This window comes from Arthrobacter sp. efr-133-R2A-120 (genome assembly GCF_030209835.1).
Taxonomy (GTDB): Bacteria; Actinomycetota; Actinomycetes; order Actinomycetales; family Micrococcaceae; genus Arthrobacter.
The window spans coordinates 21,608-38,308 of the sequence record NZ_JARVRF010000006.1; the positions used below are offsets into that span (position 1 = coordinate 21,608).

General features: G+C 64.4%; 14 protein-coding genes. 7 read left to right on the forward strand and 7 right to left on the reverse strand.

Features of this window, described 5'->3' with window-relative positions; all coding sequences use genetic code 11:
- Positions 1–133 precede the first annotated feature (133 nt).
- Positions 134–340 carry a hypothetical protein gene (locus tag QRN52_RS04220; RefSeq protein WP_284751523.1) on the reverse strand — a complete coding sequence of 69 codons (207 nt, stop codon included), beginning with the start codon at positions 338–340 and terminating at the stop codon, positions 134–136.
- Between the two features lie 578 nt (positions 341–918).
- Positions 919–1,953: a LacI family DNA-binding transcriptional regulator gene (locus tag QRN52_RS04225; protein ID WP_284751524.1), complete on the reverse strand. Its 1,035-nt coding sequence runs from the start codon at positions 1,951–1,953 to the stop codon at positions 919–921.
- 285 nt (positions 1,954–2,238) lie between these two features.
- On the opposite strand from QRN52_RS04225, the gene QRN52_RS04230 reads away from it, so the two are divergent.
- From QRN52_RS04230 to QRN52_RS04260, 7 genes are read left to right on the forward strand one after another with little or no spacing between them, the layout of a single operon-like run.
- Positions 2,239–3,558, forward strand: coding sequence for an extracellular solute-binding protein (locus tag QRN52_RS04230; RefSeq protein ID WP_284751525.1), 1,320 nt, complete (start codon positions 2,239–2,241; stop codon positions 3,556–3,558).
- A gap of 3 nt (positions 3,559–3,561) precedes the next feature.
- A complete protein-coding gene (locus tag QRN52_RS04235) occupies positions 3,562–4,464 on the forward strand; it encodes a carbohydrate ABC transporter permease (RefSeq protein WP_284751526.1) in 903 nt (300 codons plus the stop codon).
- Positions 4,464–5,387 carry a carbohydrate ABC transporter permease gene (locus QRN52_RS04240; protein WP_284751527.1) on the forward strand — a complete coding sequence of 308 codons (924 nt, stop codon included), beginning with the start codon at positions 4,464–4,466 and terminating at the stop codon, positions 5,385–5,387. The genes QRN52_RS04235 and QRN52_RS04240 overlap by 1 nt, the downstream gene beginning before the upstream one ends.
- A 34-nt stretch (positions 5,388–5,421) precedes the next feature.
- Complete coding sequence (locus tag QRN52_RS04245; protein ID WP_284751528.1) at positions 5,422–6,630, forward strand: Gfo/Idh/MocA family protein; 1,209 nt, start codon at positions 5,422–5,424, stop codon at positions 6,628–6,630.
- Positions 6,631–6,642: 12 nt separating this feature from the next.
- Positions 6,643–7,647: a sugar phosphate isomerase/epimerase family protein gene (locus tag QRN52_RS04250; protein ID WP_284751529.1), complete on the forward strand. Its 1,005-nt coding sequence runs from the start codon at positions 6,643–6,645 to the stop codon at positions 7,645–7,647.
- Positions 7,648–7,695: 48 nt separating this feature from the next.
- Positions 7,696–8,394, forward strand: coding sequence for a ThuA domain-containing protein (locus tag QRN52_RS04255; RefSeq protein ID WP_284751530.1), 699 nt, complete (start codon positions 7,696–7,698; stop codon positions 8,392–8,394).
- Positions 8,379–9,500, forward strand: coding sequence for a Gfo/Idh/MocA family protein (locus QRN52_RS04260; RefSeq protein ID WP_284751531.1), 1,122 nt, complete (start codon positions 8,379–8,381; stop codon positions 9,498–9,500). Before QRN52_RS04255 ends, QRN52_RS04260 begins: the two co-directional genes overlap by 16 nt.
- Here the strand turns inward: QRN52_RS04260 and QRN52_RS04265 are convergent.
- The 5 genes from QRN52_RS04265 to QRN52_RS04285 form a co-directional block, all read right to left on the reverse strand.
- Positions 9,482–10,696: an ROK family transcriptional regulator gene (locus QRN52_RS04265; RefSeq protein WP_284751532.1), complete on the reverse strand. Its 1,215-nt coding sequence runs from the start codon at positions 10,694–10,696 to the stop codon at positions 9,482–9,484. The two genes, QRN52_RS04260 and QRN52_RS04265, sit on opposite strands and share 19 nt — an antisense overlap.
- 137 nt (positions 10,697–10,833) lie before the next feature.
- On the reverse strand, positions 10,834–13,452 hold the full coding sequence (locus QRN52_RS04270; RefSeq protein ID WP_284751533.1) for a glycoside hydrolase family 78 protein: 2,619 nt from the start codon (positions 13,450–13,452) through the stop codon (positions 10,834–10,836).
- A gap of 103 nt (positions 13,453–13,555) precedes the next feature.
- Positions 13,556–14,833: an ABC transporter substrate-binding protein gene (locus QRN52_RS04275; protein WP_284751534.1), complete on the reverse strand. Its 1,278-nt coding sequence runs from the start codon at positions 14,831–14,833 to the stop codon at positions 13,556–13,558.
- An 88-nt stretch (positions 14,834–14,921) separates the two neighbouring features.
- A complete protein-coding gene (locus tag QRN52_RS04280) occupies positions 14,922–15,743 on the reverse strand; it encodes a carbohydrate ABC transporter permease (protein ID WP_284751535.1) in 822 nt (273 codons plus the stop codon).
- A complete protein-coding gene (locus QRN52_RS04285) occupies positions 15,740–16,699 on the reverse strand; it encodes a carbohydrate ABC transporter permease (RefSeq protein WP_284751536.1) in 960 nt (319 codons plus the stop codon). Before QRN52_RS04285 ends, QRN52_RS04280 begins: the two co-directional genes overlap by 4 nt.
- Positions 16,700–16,701 lie beyond the last annotated feature (2 nt).

Genomic DNA, 16,701 nt, shown 5'->3' on the forward strand with positions numbered 1-16,701 from the left:
TTGCGCATTCGCCGTGCGCTTAGGGCGGTAAGGCATCGCGCATTACCGGTGGGAATATCCCCTGTGGAACTGTGGCGGTCACCCGGGCGTAGTGAACCTGGGACGTCGTCACTCATGAACTCACGCTACGTCGCTACCGTTTCGGGAGGAAGGCGATCTTTTGAAGGTCAGAGACGTTGACTGAGAGCTTCATGCCTTGGCTCATGATGCCTTCAACGATCACGTGGGCATCGTATAACTCTCTTGCGCCTTCGATTCCGAATGCCTGATACAACTCGCCTTTTATGTCATTGTCCGTCTGATCGTGAAAAGGTGCCCCTTGTCGTCGCAGTTGATCCACAAGTTCTTTCCTTCGCCGTCATCGTGGGCACTGCTGATCTTGCCCCAGAATGCGCAGGTTCCGGCGGCTCGGGCTGTCTGTCGGGTTATGTCTGCGATCTTGCAGAAGTAGTCAGGTGCGCGGACGGCTGGACCCCTGGCGGGCACGTCCAGATACAGGTTTTCGGGCAATCGTTGCGGTTTCGGAGGTTCTTTAGAAGGGTTCCCATCTTCGTTGTTTCGTGCAAGGGCCCGTTACCTGCGGCTTGATTGCCTCCATTGCGGCGACCTCGGTTGCTGCCGCCCTTTCCGCCTACTGCTGGTGGGTTGAGGGGGCAGGGCTTCGCATAGCGGACTTCCTTGTTCCCTTCTGCTGGGGCGCGGTCCGGCAACGGAGCCCCTGCCCCATTGTTCCGTCCGGTGGGGTCTCCCAGAAAGTCGCAGCCGTCGTCATGCTCGTAGCCCCGCACAACCCCAAAATGAGGGTTTCGCTTCGTTGCTGCACCTGATCTCGGATCATTTCCTCAGTTGAGCTTGAAGATGTGAGCGAGCGTCGGGGGAAACACCCCCAAACGTGAGCGAGCGTCGGACGGGACATGCCTACGCCGGCGGCGCCGTGGATTCGCGGACCACAAGGTGCGTAGCGAGTTCCACCCGCCGCGAGTCCAACGCGTCACCCCGCATTTGGCGCAGGACGAATCGCAGCGCGGCGCGGCCCATCTCCTGGAGTGGCTGGGATACGGACGTCAGCGGAGGGACCGATTCCTCCGCTTGGTAGGTTCCGTCGAATCCCACCACGCTGATGTCCTCCGGGATGCGGATCTTTTGCCGACGGGCCTCGGCGAGCACGCCCAAAGCGATGCTGTCGCTTGCGGCGAAAATTGCCGTTGGGCGCTCTTCGAGTTGAAGCAGGGCCTTCATTCCCGCAACACCATTCTCGGAGCGGAAGGGTCCCGACATGATGTAGCGCTCCTCGACGGGCACCCCTTTCGCCATCAGCGCGGCCATGTAGCCGTGTAACCGGGCCTGGTTGCACTCGGCAGCTTCCGGTCCACCCAGATAGGCGATCCTGCGGTGCCCTAGATCCAGCAGGTGCGCCGTGGCAGCCTTGCCCCCGGCCCAGTTGCTGGCGCCGACGCTGACCACGTCACCTGGTGGCGGGTTGAGCGGGTCGATGACAACGATAGGTATCTGCCGCCGTCGAAATGGATCCAACTGGGCCGAACTGAACGCCGAGGTCACCACGATCATGCCGCTGCGGCCTTCATCGACGATTCGCTGCGCCCGCTGCTCGAGGCTCAACTTCGACGCCGATTGCTGCCCTGTGATGTTGAGCAGGACTTCGACGTCGGAGACGGCCGCGTGCTCCAGCACGCCGTTGAGGACTTCCACTCCATACGCCGAATTCAAGGTGTCGAAGACAACCTCCACAACTAGCGGACGGCCGGCGATGTTCTTTCGCTGAAGCGGTGACTTGTATCCCGTCCGCTCCAGCGCGGTCAGGACTTTGGCACGCGTGCCGGCGGCAACGTCCTCGCGCCCATTGACGACCTTCGAGACTGTCGGCATCGAGACGCCCGCCTCCCGGGCGATGGCGGCCAATGTCACCTTGCCGGGACGTTCATTGCTGACCATGGATCCTCAACTCTTTCGAAATATTTCGTCGACACAAGTCTGGGTGGTTGGGCAAGCAGAGTCAACCGTTATTTCGTAAAAGAGTTGAACTTTATGCGTGATTTGCCTTGACGGTGACCCATGCCACAGCTAAATTTGCCTAACGGACCGAAAATATTGTCGAAATATTTCGAAGATTCGGATCAAGCATATTCAGCGGCAGTGCAGCCTCTCCCCTGACGGCCGGACTCCCGAAAGCAAAGCCGGGCAATCAACGTCGAGCCCGGAGGACGAATGGAATTGCAAATGGTAAAACTCACGTTGCGTTCAGCAGCGATCGCCGTTACTGCTGCGGCCGTATCGATCTCCCTCGCAGCTTGCGGATCCAGTGGACCGGCAAGTTCGGCAGGCAACGCCGATTCGGCCACCATGTGGGGCCTCACGGGCGGTAACCAGCCCGTACTCCAGAAGTCCATCGATGCGTGGAACAAAGCCCACCCGGACGAGACCGTCAAGCTCGATTTCTTCGCGAACGACGCGTACAAGACCAAGGTGCGCACCGCCGTCGGCGCCGGTCAAGGACCCACCTTCATTTACGGTTGGGGCGGCGGCGTGCTGAAGTCCTATGTCGACGCCGGCCAAGTGGCCGACCTGTCGGACTTCGTAGCGTCAAACCCCGATGTCAAGAACCGCTACCTGCCGTCCGTGCTCAAGAACGGCGTGATCGCCGGCAAGACCTATGCCCTGCCCAACAACAACGTGCAGCCCGTGGTCCTGTACTACAACAAGGAAGTCTTCGATAAAATCGGCGCCCAAGCCCCCAAGACCTGGGATGAACTGATGGCCCTGGTGCCGAAGTTCAAGGCCGCGGGAATCGCTCCCTTCTCCCTCGGCGGCCAATCCAAGTGGCCTGACTTGATGTGGCTCGAATACCTCGTGGAGCGCATAGGCGGACCCGATGTCTTCGCGAACATCGCCGCCAACAAGCCCGGCGCCTGGTCCGATCCTGCCGTCAAGGAAGCCCTGAGCAAGATCCAGGACCTGGTGGACGCCGGCGGATTCGCCAACGGCTTCTCCTCCATCGCCGCCGACAGCAACGCAGACCAGGCCCTCCTCTACACCGGCAAGGCCGCCATGATCCTGCAGGGTGGCTGGATCTACCAGAGCATGAAGAAGGACGCCGCGGACTTCGTCAAGAACGGCAAGCTGGGCTACGTCACCTTCCCCACCGTTTCCGGCGGCAAGGGCGATCCGGCCAACGTCGTGGGCAACCCGTCCAACTTCTGGTCGATCTCTTCCAAGGCCACTGACAGCCAGAAGAAGGCAGCCCTCGACTACGTCAAGAGCGGAATGTTCACCGACGCCGACACGCAGGCCTTGATTGACTCCGGAGCCGTTCCCGTGACCACGGGCATCGAAAGCAAGCTGGCCGCATCGCCGGACAAGGACTTCCTGAGCTACGTGTACGGCATGGCCAAGAACGCCCCGAGCTTCACCCTCTCCTGGGACCAGGCCCTCAGCCCCGCCCAGGGAGACGCCATGTTGGCGAACCTGGACCAGATCTTCCTGAAGAAGATCAGCCCCGATCAGTTCGTCTCGACCATGAACGCAACGATCGGAAAATAACCAGTGTCTACCTCAACCGGTTCTTCCCGGCGGGTCCTTGAAAGGGGCCCGTCGGGGTGGCTGGCCGCACCAGCCCTCGTCTTCTTCCTCCTCTTCGCCATCATCCCGCTCTTCGGTGTGCTCTTCCTCAGCTTCACCAAATGGGACGGGCTGGGCGAAATCAAGCTGGACGGCTTGTCCAGCTGGACCACGGTCCTGACTGATCCCGTCACCGGCAATGCCCTGTGGGTCACCGCCAAGATCATGTTCTTCTCGTTCATCGTCCAGGCTCCCATCAGTTTGCTCCTCGGAGTCTTCACTTCCGCATCCCAGAAATACCGCGCTGCCCTCGCCGTCCTCTACTTCGTGCCGCTGCTGCTGTCCTCCGCGGCCGTCGCCATCGCTTACAAGGCCCTCTTGGACCCGAACTTCGGCCTCGGTCCGGGCTTGGGTCTTCCATTCCTCGCCCAGGACTGGCTCGGCAACTCGGATCTGGTGCTGTTCGTCGTCGTGTTCGTCATCGCTTGGCAGTTTGTCCCGTTCCACACGCTCATCTACCAAGGCGGCGTACGCCAGATCCCGGCGTCGCTCTACGAAGCGGCCCAAATCGACGGCGCCGGGCGCGTCCAGCAGTTCTTCGCCATCACCCTGCCCCAGTTGAAGTACACCATCATCACGTCCTCCACCCTCATGGTGGTCGGCTCACTGGCCTACTTCGACCTCGTCTTTGTCCTCACCGCCGGAGGCCCGGGCTATTCCACGCGGCTGCTACCGCTCCACATGTACCTGACCGGCTTCAAGGCCAATGACATGGGAGCGGCGAGCGCCCTGGGCGTCATCCTCGTGGTGATCGGCCTTGCCCTGGCCCTCCTCCTGCAAAGACTCGGTGGCAAGAACCGCAACGCAAGCCAATTGGAAGGTGCCTGATGGCTTCCACAACCCAGATTCCCGCACCGCCAGCAAGGCGCACCGCGCTAAGCAACAAGCAAGGCCACAATCATGGCCAGCGATCAAAAGGCGCCAAAGGCCCCGGACGGCTCCGCCCCAACTATCTGGGCGGCCTGGGCGGCTGGCTTTGGTTGGCGATCATCATCGTTCCCATCTACTACGTGGTGGTGACCAGCCTGAAGAACCAGGCCGGGTTCTTCACCTCGAACCCGATGATGCCGCCCACCGAGCCGACCCTGGACAACTACAAGCTGGTCCTGGACAACGACTTCGCCATGTACTTCTTCAACAGCCTGGTGGTCACAGTCGGCAGCGTCGTGCCGGCGCTCCTGGTCTCGTTCATGGCCGCCTACGCGATCGTCCGGGGCAAGGGCCGGTTCCTGACGTGGACGAACAACACGTTCCTCCTGGGCCTGGCGATTCCATTGCACGCCACGATCATCCCGATCTACTGGATGATCACCAAGGCGCATCTCTATGACACCTTGTTGGCGCTGATCCTCCCCTCCATCGCGTTCGCCATTCCTATTTCCGTCCTCATCCTGAGCAACTTCATGCGCGATGTTCCCAACGAGTTGTTCGAGTCCATGCGGCTCGACGGATGCTCGGACTGGGCCATGATGTGGCGACTCGCGCTGCCCATGACGCGCCCCGCCGTCGTGACTGTTGGCATCTACAACGCGCTGGGAGTCTGGAACGGGTTCCTGTTCCCGCTGATCCTGACCCAGAGCCCGTCCACCCGCGTTCTTCCGCTGTCCTTGTGGACTTTCCAGGGCGAATTCAGTGTCAACATCCCCGCCGTACTGGCGTCCGTGGTGCTCGCCACCTTGCCGCTGCTGGTCATCTATGTGGTGGCCCGCCGCCAGCTGCTCAGCGGACTGACCGCAGGATTCAGCAAATAGCCAACGCTTCTTGAAAAGCACGAAAGGAAACACAATGACTACCGCAAAGCCCTTGCGCGTCGGCATGGTCGGCTACGCATTCATGGGCGCCGCCCACTCCCACGCCTGGCGGACAGCGCCGCGGTTCTTCGATCTCCCGCTGGACCCCCAGCTCACCGCCCTGTGCGGCCGGAACGACGACGGCGTCCGGGCGGCCGCGGGCAAGCTCGGCTGGGGATCCGTGGAGACGGATTGGCGCCGGCTCATCGAGCGGGACGACATCGACCTGATCGACATCTGCACCCCGGGCAACACGCACGCCGAGATCGCGATCGCTGCCCTTGAAGCGGGCAAGCACGTGCTCTGCGAGAAACCCCTCGCCAATTCCGTGGCGGAGGCGGAGCGCATGACCGAAGCCGCCCAGGCCGCGGCAGAACGCGGGGTGTTCTCGATGTGCGGCTTCAGCTACCGCCGCACGCCAGCGTTGGCGTTGGCCAAGCGGATGGTCGAAGAGGGCCGGCTGGGAACCATCCGGCACGTGCGGGCACAGTACCTGCAGGACTGGCTCAGCGACGAAACCGCGCCCATGACTTGGCGGCTCGACAAATCCAAGTCCGGATCGGGCTCCTTGGGTGACATCGGAGCGCACAGCATCGACGCCGCGCAGTGGGTCACAGGGCGGAAGATCACGGGCGTTTCCGCGCTCCTGGAAACCTTCGTCCACGAGCGGCCGCTGGCCGGTGACCTCGTGGGACTCGGCGGCCACGGCGATGTCGGCGCGGATGCGCCGCGTGGCACGGTTACCGTCGATGACGCGGCGATTTTCAGCGCCCGTTTTTCCGGCGACGGGCTCGACGGCGGCGCGACTTCCGCGGGCGCGGTCGGCGTTTTCGAGGCCACGCGTTTCGCGCTGGGACGCAAGAACGCCATGCGCCTGGAGGTCAACGGCACCAAGGCGTCCCTCGCGTTCGACTTCGAAGACATGAACGTCTTGTCCTTCTACGACGCCGCCGAATCGCCCGACGCCGGATTCCGCCGGATCTTCGTGACGGAACCCGAACACCCCTATGTCGGCAACTGGTGGCCCACCGGCCATGGCCTCGGATACGAGCACGGCTTCACGCACCAAGTGGTGGACCTCGTGACGGCGATCGGCGCAGGCGAGCAGCCCTCGCCGTCGTTCGCTGATGCCCTGCAGGTGCAAAAAGTGCTGGCCGCCGTGGAAGGCAGCGCCGCAGAGTCCAGCCGCTGGCAGAAAGTCTAGGAGGGAACACCGATGACAAGACCCATCACACTGTTCACCGGCCAGTGGGCCGATCTGCCGTTCGAAGAGGTCGCACGGCTTGCCGGCGAGTGGGGCTTCGACGGGCTCGAAATCGCCTGCTGGGGCGACCACCTCGATCCCTACCGCGCTTCCGTGGACGACGGCTATGTCCAGGAACGCCTCGACATCCTTGAGAAGAACGGCCTCAAGGTCTTCGCGATTGCCAATCACCTCACGGGCCAGGCCGTGTGTGACGATCCGATCGACGAGCGTCACCGGGACATCCTGTCCGATGAGATCTGGGGCAATGGTGAAGCCGAAGGGGTACGCCAACGCGCTGCCGAGGCCATGAAGGCGACGGCACGGGCCGCGGCACGCCTCGGCGTCAAGACCGTCACGGGATTCACGGGCTCCTCCATCTGGAAGGCCGTGGCCATGTTCCCGCCCGCCTCGGAGTCGATGATCGAGCGCGGCTACCAGGATTTCGCGGACCGCTGGAACCCGATCCTCGACGTGTTCGACGAGGTGGGGGTCCGCTTCGCCCTGGAAGTGCACCCCTCCGAGATCGCCTACGACTACTGGACGACGAAACGTACCCTGGACGCCGTGGGGCACAGAGAGAGCTTCGGGTTGAACTTCGATCCATCCCACTTCATCTGGCAGGACCTGGACCCGGTGATGTTCCTCCAGGATTTCGCGCCGAAGATCTTCCACGTGCACGTCAAGGAATCCATCCGCCAGCTCAATGGCCGCAACGGCCGTCTCGGATCCCACCTTCCATGGGCGGACCCGCGCCGGGGCTGGGACTTCGTCACCGCAGGCCATGGCGACGTGAAATGGGAGCCGATCTTCCGGACGCTCAATGCGATCGGCTACGAGGGTCCAACCAGCGTCGAGTGGGAAGACGCCGGCATGGACCGCCTCGTGGGAGCGCCGCAATCCTTGGCCATGGTCCGGGAACTCGCCGCCATCGCCCCGCCTGTCGCCGCTTTCGACGCCGCATTCTCAAGCCGCTGACCATTTCGTCTTTCGGCTGTACGGCCGTATTTCTATGCAAAGGAAACCATGACTGACAAGAAGACCGCCCTGGTGGTCCGTGGCGGCTGGGATGGCCACCAGCCATTCGAAGCCACGGAACTCTTCATCCCGTTCCTCAAGGACAACGGCTACGACGTCCGGGTGGAGGAATCCCCGAAGGTATATGCCGATTCGGCATATATGGCCGGCGTGGACCTGATCGTGCAGTGCATGACCATGTCCACCATCGAGAAAGACGAGTTCGAGGGGCTCCGCACCGCCGTCGAAAACGGCACGGGACTTGCCGGCTGGCACGGCGGCATCGCTGATTCCTACCGGAACAACTCTGACTACCTGCATATGATCGGCGGCCAGTTCGCCTGTCACCCGGGCAAACATCCGGACGAACGTATCGGCGAGCAGTCGGACAATTACGTGCCGTACACAGTGAACATGCTGCCTGCCGCCGACAGCCACCCCATCACGCAGGGAATCGGCGACTTCGATTTGGTCACCGAGCAGTACTGGGTCCTGTCTGACGACTACATCGACGTCCTCGCCACCACCACCCAGAAGGTCCGCGAATGGGACCAGTGGAACCGGGAGGTCACCTCTCCCGCCATCTGGACCCGGCAGTGGGCCGAAGGACGGATCTTCGTCTGCACCCCGGGCCACCGCGTGGAAATCCTCCAGGACAGCAACGTCCGCGCGATCATCGAAAGGGGCATGCTGTGGGCAAGCCGCTGAAGGTCGGAATCATTGGCTGCGGAGCCATCATTGCCCAGTACCTGGCAAATTTCCGACGACTCGAAGCGATTGACCTGGTAGCCGTCGCGGACCTCGATCCCGCACGGGCGCAGGCGGTCGCGGATTCTTACGACGGCGTCCGCGCGGTGACGGTCGACGAGCTCCTGGCGGCAGACGACGTCGAGCTCGTCCTGAACCTCACGATTCCGGCCGCGCATGCGCCGATCGCTTTGAAGGCGATCGCCGCCGGCAAGAGTGTCTATGGTGAGAAGCCGCTCGCTGCGACGACCGCCGAGGCACGGCAAGTGCTGGACGCGGCGCGGGAGGCCGGCGTCGTGGTCGGCTGCGCGCCGGATACGGTGCTCGGCACCGGGATCCAGACCGCCCGGAAGGCGATCGACGACGGCCTGATCGGGACGCCGATCTCGGCCACGGCGACCATGGTGACCCCGGGACATGAGCGGTGGCACCCCAACCCGGACTTCTACTACCAGCCCGGCGGCGGACCGCTGCTGGACATGGGTCCCTACTACGTGAGCGCCCTGGTCACGCTGCTGGGCCCGGTGGTCTCGGTCATTGGGGCCGCAAGCCACACACGGAATACGCGCACCATTGGTTCTGGCCCGCGCGAGGGCGAGGTGATTCCGGTGACCATCGATTCGCACGTGACCGGGGTCCTGGTCCACGCCTCCGGCGCCCTGTCCACGCTGGTGATGAGCTTCGACGCGGTGAAAACCAAGTCGGCCAACATCGAGATCCACGGCGCGGCAGGGTCCCTGGTGGTTCCCGATCCGAACCACTTCGACGGCGACGTCCAGCTCTTCACGCTTGGCGCCGACTCGTGGCAGACCCTTCCGGTCTCGGCCGGCTACATCGATTCGGGCAGGGGCTTCGGCATCGCCGACCTCGCCGCCACCCCGGCCGGCGCCGAGCCGCGCGCGGGCGGCCAACTGGCGTTCCACGCGCTCGAGGTCATGGAATCGGTGCTCGCATCCGCCCACAATGGCTCAGCGGTGTCGATCGAAAGCACGGTGGCACGGCCGGACCTCGTGGAGCTGACCGCGCTGGCGGCCCCGCTCGCGGAGGTTCAGGGAATCAGTTCGTAGGCCTGGCTCAAAATTCTCCGGACTGAGGTTGCTGCGGCGCCCCTGAGGGCCCCCGTCTGCCCCAGTCCGGAGAACGCCAGGTTTCCTTCCGGGATCAGTCCCGGTGCGTGGTGGTCCAAGCTCCGGCGCAGCGCGGGAGCGATCCACTCCTCGAGTACGGCGAAATGACCGCCCAGCACGACGGCGGAAATGTTCGCCACCCGCGCTGTGGAGGCCACCGCGATTCCGAGATACCGTCCGGCCTGTTCCACCGCTGAAACCGCGAGTTCATCGCCGTCGTGGGCAAGTTGCAGCAAGTGGGCCATATGCCGCGTGGTCGAATCCCGATCCATTCCAGCAGCGGAATATATGGCGTCCTGGCCCGCGAACGTTTCAAGGCAGCCGTGGCCGCCGCAGGCGCACAGCGGGCCGTCGGGATGCACCACCACATGCCCGATCTCACCGGCATGACCCTGGGGGCCGTCGAAGAGCTGGGAAGCCATGACCAGGCCGCCACCAACGCCCACTTCGCCGGAAATGTACAGGAAGTCCCGGAACCGATCCCTTGTACCGTGATCTGCGCCGTGGCCAAACCAGAGTTCCGCGAGCGCGGCGCTATTGGCCTCGTTCGAGAGGGTCACTCCGAAGGGGGCTTCGGGCAGGAGCCGGGGCAGCTCTTCGGACAGCCCGACGTCGGCCCAGCCCAGGTTCGGTGCGGCCACCACCACGTTGTGTTCCGTGTCCACCAATCCGGGCACCGTCAGTTCCCCGCCAAGAAGCTCGACGCCTGCGTCCGCCGCCTTTGCCGCTGCCCGCTGAGCGATGGCGACGAGGAGCGGCAGGATGTCGGAAGGCAGGCTCCCACGGTTGTGCCGTTCAAGGGTTTCGTGGAAGACCAGTTCCCCTGCGAAGTCCAGGACTCCCACCGCGAGGTAGTCCACATTGATTTCCGCGGCCAAAGCGCCGCGAGCCGGATTGAGGAGAAGACCGGTTCCGGGCCGTCCCCGTTCGCCGTCGCGGGTGACACTTGTTTCCAGCACCAGGCCGGACTCAAGCAGATCGGCTACCAGGCTCGAAACGGAGGCCTTCGTCAGGCCGCTTTCCGCGGCAAGCTGCGCGCGCGTGGCCCCGCCGTTCCCCTGGATCCCGTCGAGCACGAGTGCCAGGTTCTGCCTGCGGACATCGCCCACTCTCCCGGGCGACGACGTGGCGGGCATGTTTCCTCCAGAATCCTGTTTCGACAAGGTGATCTTCATCATCATTCAGGGTTCCGCGGTTCCGGGCCATTTGGACCGTGCCGTGCGGCCTGGCGACGATCCTGCGCCGGAACCGCGTGGCTCCGGCGCAGTAGTGCTCACATGACCGGGACGCTCAGCTGGTGCTTTCCCGGGCCCAGTTCGCTGGGGAGGCCGCCGGGGAGCTGGACTGTCGCCGTCGTGCCGGTCGGTATGGTGGCGTCGAGGTGCATGGCCCCGTTCTCGATCCGCCATGCGACTTCGGCCATGCCGTAGGGGGTCAGGTGGCGCGTGGTCGCGTGGGTGATCCCTCCCCCGGGTTGCGGCCGGATGCCAATCTTCTTGTAGCCGGGTTCGAGGGGTGAGAGCCCGCCCACGACACGGTGCATCCAGTCAGCTACTGCGCCGAGGGCGTAGTGGTTGAACGAGGTCATCTCCCCGGGGTTGATGGTGCCGTCGGGCAGCATCGAGTCCCACCGTTCCCAGATCGTGGTTCCGCCTTGCTTCACGGCGTACAGCCATGAGGGGCATTCTTCTTCCTTGAGCAGATCGTAGGCGGTCCCGACGTGGCCGCCGAGGGTGAGGGCGTCGCTGATGACCGGGGTGCCGGCGAATCCGGTGGCGATGCGGTTCCCGGATTCGGCAACGAGTTCGGCGAGGCGCCCGGCCGCGCGGCGCTTCTGCCCTTCTGTGGGCAGGAGGTCGAACACGAGCGCGAGGGCGTAAGCGGTCTGAGCGTCGCTGGTCATGGTTCCGTCCTCGCGAACGTACCGCTGGGCGAATGCCTGCCTGACCCTCCCGGTCAATTCCGCGTACCGGGCCTCGTCGTCGGCATTGCCGAGGACACCGGCGATCCGCGAGAGATGGCGTGCGGACCAGGCGAAATACGCAGTGGCGACGAGGTAGCGGTCGGTGCGCGCGTCTGCGGGGTCGTGCGGGGGCGCGGCGGGGTCAAGCCAGTCGCCGAGCTGGAAGCCTTCGTCCCAAAGGTGGGTTTCACCGGCCCGTTCGGCCATGAGCTCGACCCACGCTTTGGCACTGGCGTACTGGTCGGCGAGCACGCCCTTGTCTCCGAAGCGTTCGAACAGGGTCCAGGGGGTGAGGACGGCGACGTCGCCCCACACTGCCCCGGGGATCGTCTCCTCCCACGAACCGGCCTGGACCCAAGGGACATACCAGGGGACGGTCCCGTCCGGGAGCTGTTCGTCGGCGACGTCCTTGAGCCAGCCGGCGAGCATCCCGGAGCAGTCGTAGAGGAAAGAGGCCGTGGGGGCGAAGACCTGGATGTCGCCGGTCCATCCGAGACGTTCGTCACGTTGGGGGCAGTCCGTGGGGATGCTGACGAAGTTACCGCGCATGCTCCACCTGACGTTCTCGTGCAGGCGGTTGATGAGCGGGTCCGAGCATTCGAACCAGCCGGTGCGTTCCATGTCGGTGTGGTGGACCCGGGCTGTTACCGCGTCGAGATTGACGGCGTCGACGGCCCCGGTGATCTCCGCGTAACGGAAGCCGTGCATGGCGAACCGCGGCTCCCACGTGTGCTCGGACTCGTCCGCGAGGGTGTATTCGTCAGTCGAGGCGGCCAGGCGCAACGGCCTCGTGTACAGCTCGCCGTCCTGGAGGACTTCCGCGTGGCGGATGGTCACGGTGTCGCCAGGCTTGCCGTGGGCAGTGAGCCGGAGCCGGCCGACGAGGTTTTGGCCGAAGTCGACGAGGGTCCTGCCTGAGGGCGATGTCCAGACGCGTTGCGGCGCGAGCTCCTCGGTGCACCGGACCGGCGGCCCTGCGGGGGCCTCGAGGGTGGACTTGGCCAGGTCGACGACCCGTACCCCGGACCATGCACTGTCATCAAAGCCGGGCTGCGACCAGCCGGGTTGCTCGAGGCGGGCGTCGTGGCGTTCGCCGTCGTAGAAGCTCGCGAAAGTGATGGGTCCGTGGGAGGTTCGCCATCCGTCGTCGGTGGTGATGACGTCCCGCCGGCCGTCGTCGTAGGTGATTTCGAGCTGCGCGAGCAGGGAGGTCCGGTCCCCGTAGGTGTTGCGGCTGCCTCCCTGGAAACCGATGCGCCCGCGGAACCAGCCGTCGGCCAGCCACGCGCCGACGGTGTTCTCGCCGTCGAGGAGGAAGCCAGTGACGTCGAACGTTGAGTAGAGCAGGCGGTGGTCGTAGCTCGTCCAGCCTGGGGCGAGGACTTCGTCCCCCACCCGCCGGCCGTTGATCTCCGCCTCGTACACGCCTTGCCCGGTGATGTAGAGCCTGGCCGAGGCAATGCTTGCCCGGGCTGCGAAAGAGCGCCGGAGCAGGGCAGGGGGGTTGTCTTCCTCGCGGTCTTTTTCCAGGTCCGGACTGATGGCCAGGGCCGTCCAGTCCTCGGGGCCGAGGAGGCCGGCCTCGATGGTGAGGGCTTCGCTCCAGGGAGACGGGTTGGCGTCGCTTCCCCAGACCCGCACGTGCACCTCGACGCGCTCACGGGACTCCAGTGCCGGGAACGGCCACTCCACGAACACGGACTCCGGAGACAAGACGTCCGTTGTCACCTGCGCCTTCCCTGCCCGCTCGACGGCGATCTCGTACTTGCGCTGTTGCCACCCGGCAGGGGCTTGTGTCTGCCAGGAAAGTCGGGGGCGTGCTTCGCCGATGCCGAGGGCAACCGTCCGGTGTTCGGCCTGCAGACGGACCACCCGGGCGGTGGCTGCAGTGGTCTCTTCTGTCGCTGTGGCTGTTGCCGGGAGTGTCATGTGGTTCTTCCCAAGTGCTCTCGAGGTGTGAGGGCAGTGGCGGTCCTGGGGACCGCCACTGCCAGGTGATCGGGTTACGGCTCGCGCGGCGGGCCGGGAGGGCCTAGGAGCCTGAGGTGTAGGCGCTGTCCATTTGCTTCAGGGCCCCGTTAGCGTCCGTCTTGCCGGCCAGGAGATCCTGCACTACCTGGAAGAGGGTCTGCTGGACGCGGGCGTTGGGCCAGTTCTGGTCCATGAACGCGTCCGTCTTGCCGCCCTTCTGGTATCGCTGGAGCGTGCTCAGGGCCGGGTCAACCTTGAACGCATCGTTCGGGACCGCCGGCAGGGCCTTGTTGGTCTGCGCGTACAGGTTCATGCCCTCAGGGCTCTCGAGGAAGTTGACGAACTTGATCGCGAGGTCCTTGTTTTTAGCGTGCGCGTTGACCCCGTAGGTCGATCCTGCGGCGCCGGCCATGCGGGTATCAGCCACGTTGTCGCTGGCAGGGACCGGAAGCATGTTCAGCTCGGTGCCCTTCGGTGCCTGCGTGCTGATCGCGGCCACGGCCGAGTTCACCTGCACCACGCTGAGCGCGTCGCCCTTGGCGACGGCGGCAAGGCTGGCGTTGTAGTCAGTGCCGAGGGGGTTGGCCTGGAAGCAGCCGGCCTTCTGCATCTCGACGTACTTGTTGAGCGCGTCGGTCCACTTCGAGTCGCTGAAGGTGGCCTTCTTGTCGGTCATGTCCTGGGGGAAGTTCGGGTTCGGACCGTAGACGAGTGTAGGGGTCAGTGCGTACGGGATGAGCTGGGTGACCCAGTTTGTCTGCGCGCCCAGCTCGAAAGCGGTCTTGCCCTTGGCCTTCGCCGCGGAGCAGAACTGCAGCAGACCGCTCCACGTGGTCGGCGGGGTCAGGCCCGCCTGGGTCATCGCGGTCATGTTGTAGACCGCGCCAATACCGGAGAACGTAACGGAGGCGCTGTAGGTCTTGCCGTTGTACTGGGTGACCGGCTTGATCCCGGCCGGGAAGCTGTTCGCCCAGGACTGGCTGGAAAGGTCTTCCAGGAAACCGGCCTTGCCGACCACGCGGGTGGCCATGGGGTTGCCGTCCCCCGGCCAGACGAAGACGACGTCAGGGGCGGTTCCCGAGGAGAGCTGGGTGCGGGTGGTGGTCTGGTACTGGTCCAGGGCCGACGTCGTGTACTTCACGTCCACACCGGGGTTCTGTTCCTTGAACTTGGCCACGACGGCGTCGAGGGCGGGCTTTTCGTTGGTCGTGGCCGCGAGGGTCAGGGTCTTTCCGTCCCCTGCTCCGGCGCCGGCGTTGGAACTTCCTCCGCTGCATGCGGTGAGGCCGAGGGCCGCGGCGACGGCGACCGAGAGGGCCAGAAGGCTCTTCTTGTGCATTGTGTTGCTCTCCTTTGAACTGCAGCCAGGGCGCTGCCTAGGTAAAGACGTGAGGACCGGACGGCCTCACGCAGATGAGGTGAGGGGACTAGCCTTTGAGACCGCTGGCGAAGCCCTTGATGATGGTGTTCTGCATCGCGAAGTAGGCGATGAGGATCGGCGCGATGGTGATGACCAGACCGGCGAAGACCAGGTTCCACTGCGAGACGTACTGGCTGACGAACGAGAACAGGGCGACCGGTACGGTTTGTTGGTTGCTGCCGCTCAGGTACAGCAAAGGGGTCAGGAAGTCGTTCCAGACGTGAAGGACGTTCAGGATGATGACCGTGCCGGTGATGGGACGCACCAGCGGGAAGATCACCGAGAAGAAGCTCCGCAGCGGGCCGGCGCCGTCGATCGCGGCGGCTTCCTCGTAGTCGAGGGGAACCGCCCGGATGAAGCCGGTGTAGAGGAAGACCGAGAACGGAACCTGCAGTCCGGCGTAGTACAGGACCAGGGAGATCGGGTTGCCGAGCAGCCCCAGGTCCCGGATGGTCGTGTACAGCGGGATGAGGGCAAGTTGGAAGGGCAGGAGCAGGCCCAGCATGAAGACGAAGAACAGCCACTTCGACCATCTCTTCGTCACCCGGGCCAGGGGGTAGGCGGCCAGTGCCGAGATGGCGACGATGATCAGTACGCTGAACACGGTGACGAAGGCGCTGGTCAGCAGGGCCTGGCCCAGGTTGGCCTGGCTCCACGCGTCGGAGAAGTTCTGGAACGTGATGTTGGTGACCGGCGCCAAGGGGGAGGACTGGTCGTCCGGCGTCTTCAGTGCCAGGTTGACCAGGATGTAGACGGGGAGGAAGAAGAGGACGCCGACGAGGACCATGACGGCCTCGAGGATGAACGTCCGCCAGGTGTAGCGGTTCACTTTGTGCCTCCCTGCTTGCCGAGGAGCTTGTATTGAGCGGTGGAGAGGATCGCGACGAACGCGGTCAGGACCAGGGCCATGGCGATGCCGTAGCTGAAGTCGCCGAACTGGAACGCGTTCTTGTAGATCAGGGTCGACATGGTGTCCGTCGAGGTTCCGGGGCCGCCGGAAGTCATGACCCAGACCTGGTCGAACAGCTTCAGGCCTCCGATGATCGAGAGCATCAGGTTGATCGTGATCGCCGGAGCCAGCTCCGGGCGGACCACGTACCAGAACCGGCGGAACGGGCCTGCGCCGTCGATTCTGGAGGCCTCGAGCACATCTTCAGGGACTCCCTGCAGGCCTGCCAGGAAAATCACCATCGAGTAGCCGGCGAATTGCCAGACCACAGTCGCGACGATGGACCATAGGGCGATGTCGGCATCCCCCAGCCAATCGTGCTGGAGGGCACCGAGGCCGAAGAACCCCAGGATCTGATTGATCGCCCCGTCGGGGGTCATGAGGTACTTCCACAGGTAGCCGGTGGCAACGGGCGTAATCACTGCCGGCGTGAAGAGGGCCACGCGCAGGATGTTGCGGCTCTTGATCTTGCTGTGTACGCCGAGGGCCAGCAGCAGTCCGATGAGGTTCTGCACCACAGTGATAGCGAAGGCGATCAGCAGGGTGTGGACCACGGCACCGACGCCCCCGGGGTCCTTGAGAAGGCGTTCGAACTGGGCCAGGCCCACGAAGTCCTTGGTGGCCGAGAGCCCGTCCCAGTTGGTGAACGCGTAGGCGGCGCCCTGCACGCTCGGCCACAGGACCACGAACAGGAAGAACACGAGGGCCGGAACAACGAACCACCACGGGACGGTGCCGATGCGTCGTGCGGTGAACTTCCGGGTGCGGCGGTCAAGGGGCGGAACGGGCGCGGCAGCCTCGGCCACCGCCACCGACTGGCGCTCTGCCGAGCTCATCG

What these genes read in the sequence shown, in the direction of transcription:
- QRN52_RS04225 (WP_284751524.1), bottom strand. Translation starts at nt 1,953, where the DNA reads ATGGTCAGCAATGAACGTCCCGGCAAGGTGACATTGGCCGCCATCGCC.
- QRN52_RS04230 (WP_284751525.1), top strand. Translation starts at nt 2,239, where the DNA reads ATGGTAAAACTCACGTTGCGTTCAGCAGCGATCGCCGTTACTGCTGCG.
- QRN52_RS04240 (WP_284751527.1), top strand. Translation starts at nt 4,464, where the DNA reads ATGGCTTCCACAACCCAGATTCCCGCACCGCCAGCAAGGCGCACCGCG.
- QRN52_RS04245 (WP_284751528.1), top strand. Translation starts at nt 5,422, where the DNA reads ATGACTACCGCAAAGCCCTTGCGCGTCGGCATGGTCGGCTACGCATTC.
- QRN52_RS04250 (WP_284751529.1), top strand. Translation starts at nt 6,643, where the DNA reads ATGACAAGACCCATCACACTGTTCACCGGCCAGTGGGCCGATCTGCCG.
- QRN52_RS04255 (WP_284751530.1), top strand. Translation starts at nt 7,696, where the DNA reads ATGACTGACAAGAAGACCGCCCTGGTGGTCCGTGGCGGCTGGGATGGC.
- QRN52_RS04265 (WP_284751532.1), bottom strand. Translation starts at nt 10,696, where the DNA reads ATGCCCGCCACGTCGTCGCCCGGGAGAGTGGGCGATGTCCGCAGGCAG.
- QRN52_RS04270 (WP_284751533.1), bottom strand. Translation starts at nt 13,452, where the DNA reads ATGACACTCCCGGCAACAGCCACAGCGACAGAAGAGACCACTGCAGCC.
- QRN52_RS04275 (WP_284751534.1), bottom strand. Translation starts at nt 14,833, where the DNA reads ATGCACAAGAAGAGCCTTCTGGCCCTCTCGGTCGCCGTCGCCGCGGCC.
- QRN52_RS04285 (WP_284751536.1), bottom strand. Translation starts at nt 16,699, where the DNA reads ATGAGCTCGGCAGAGCGCCAGTCGGTGGCGGTGGCCGAGGCTGCCGCG.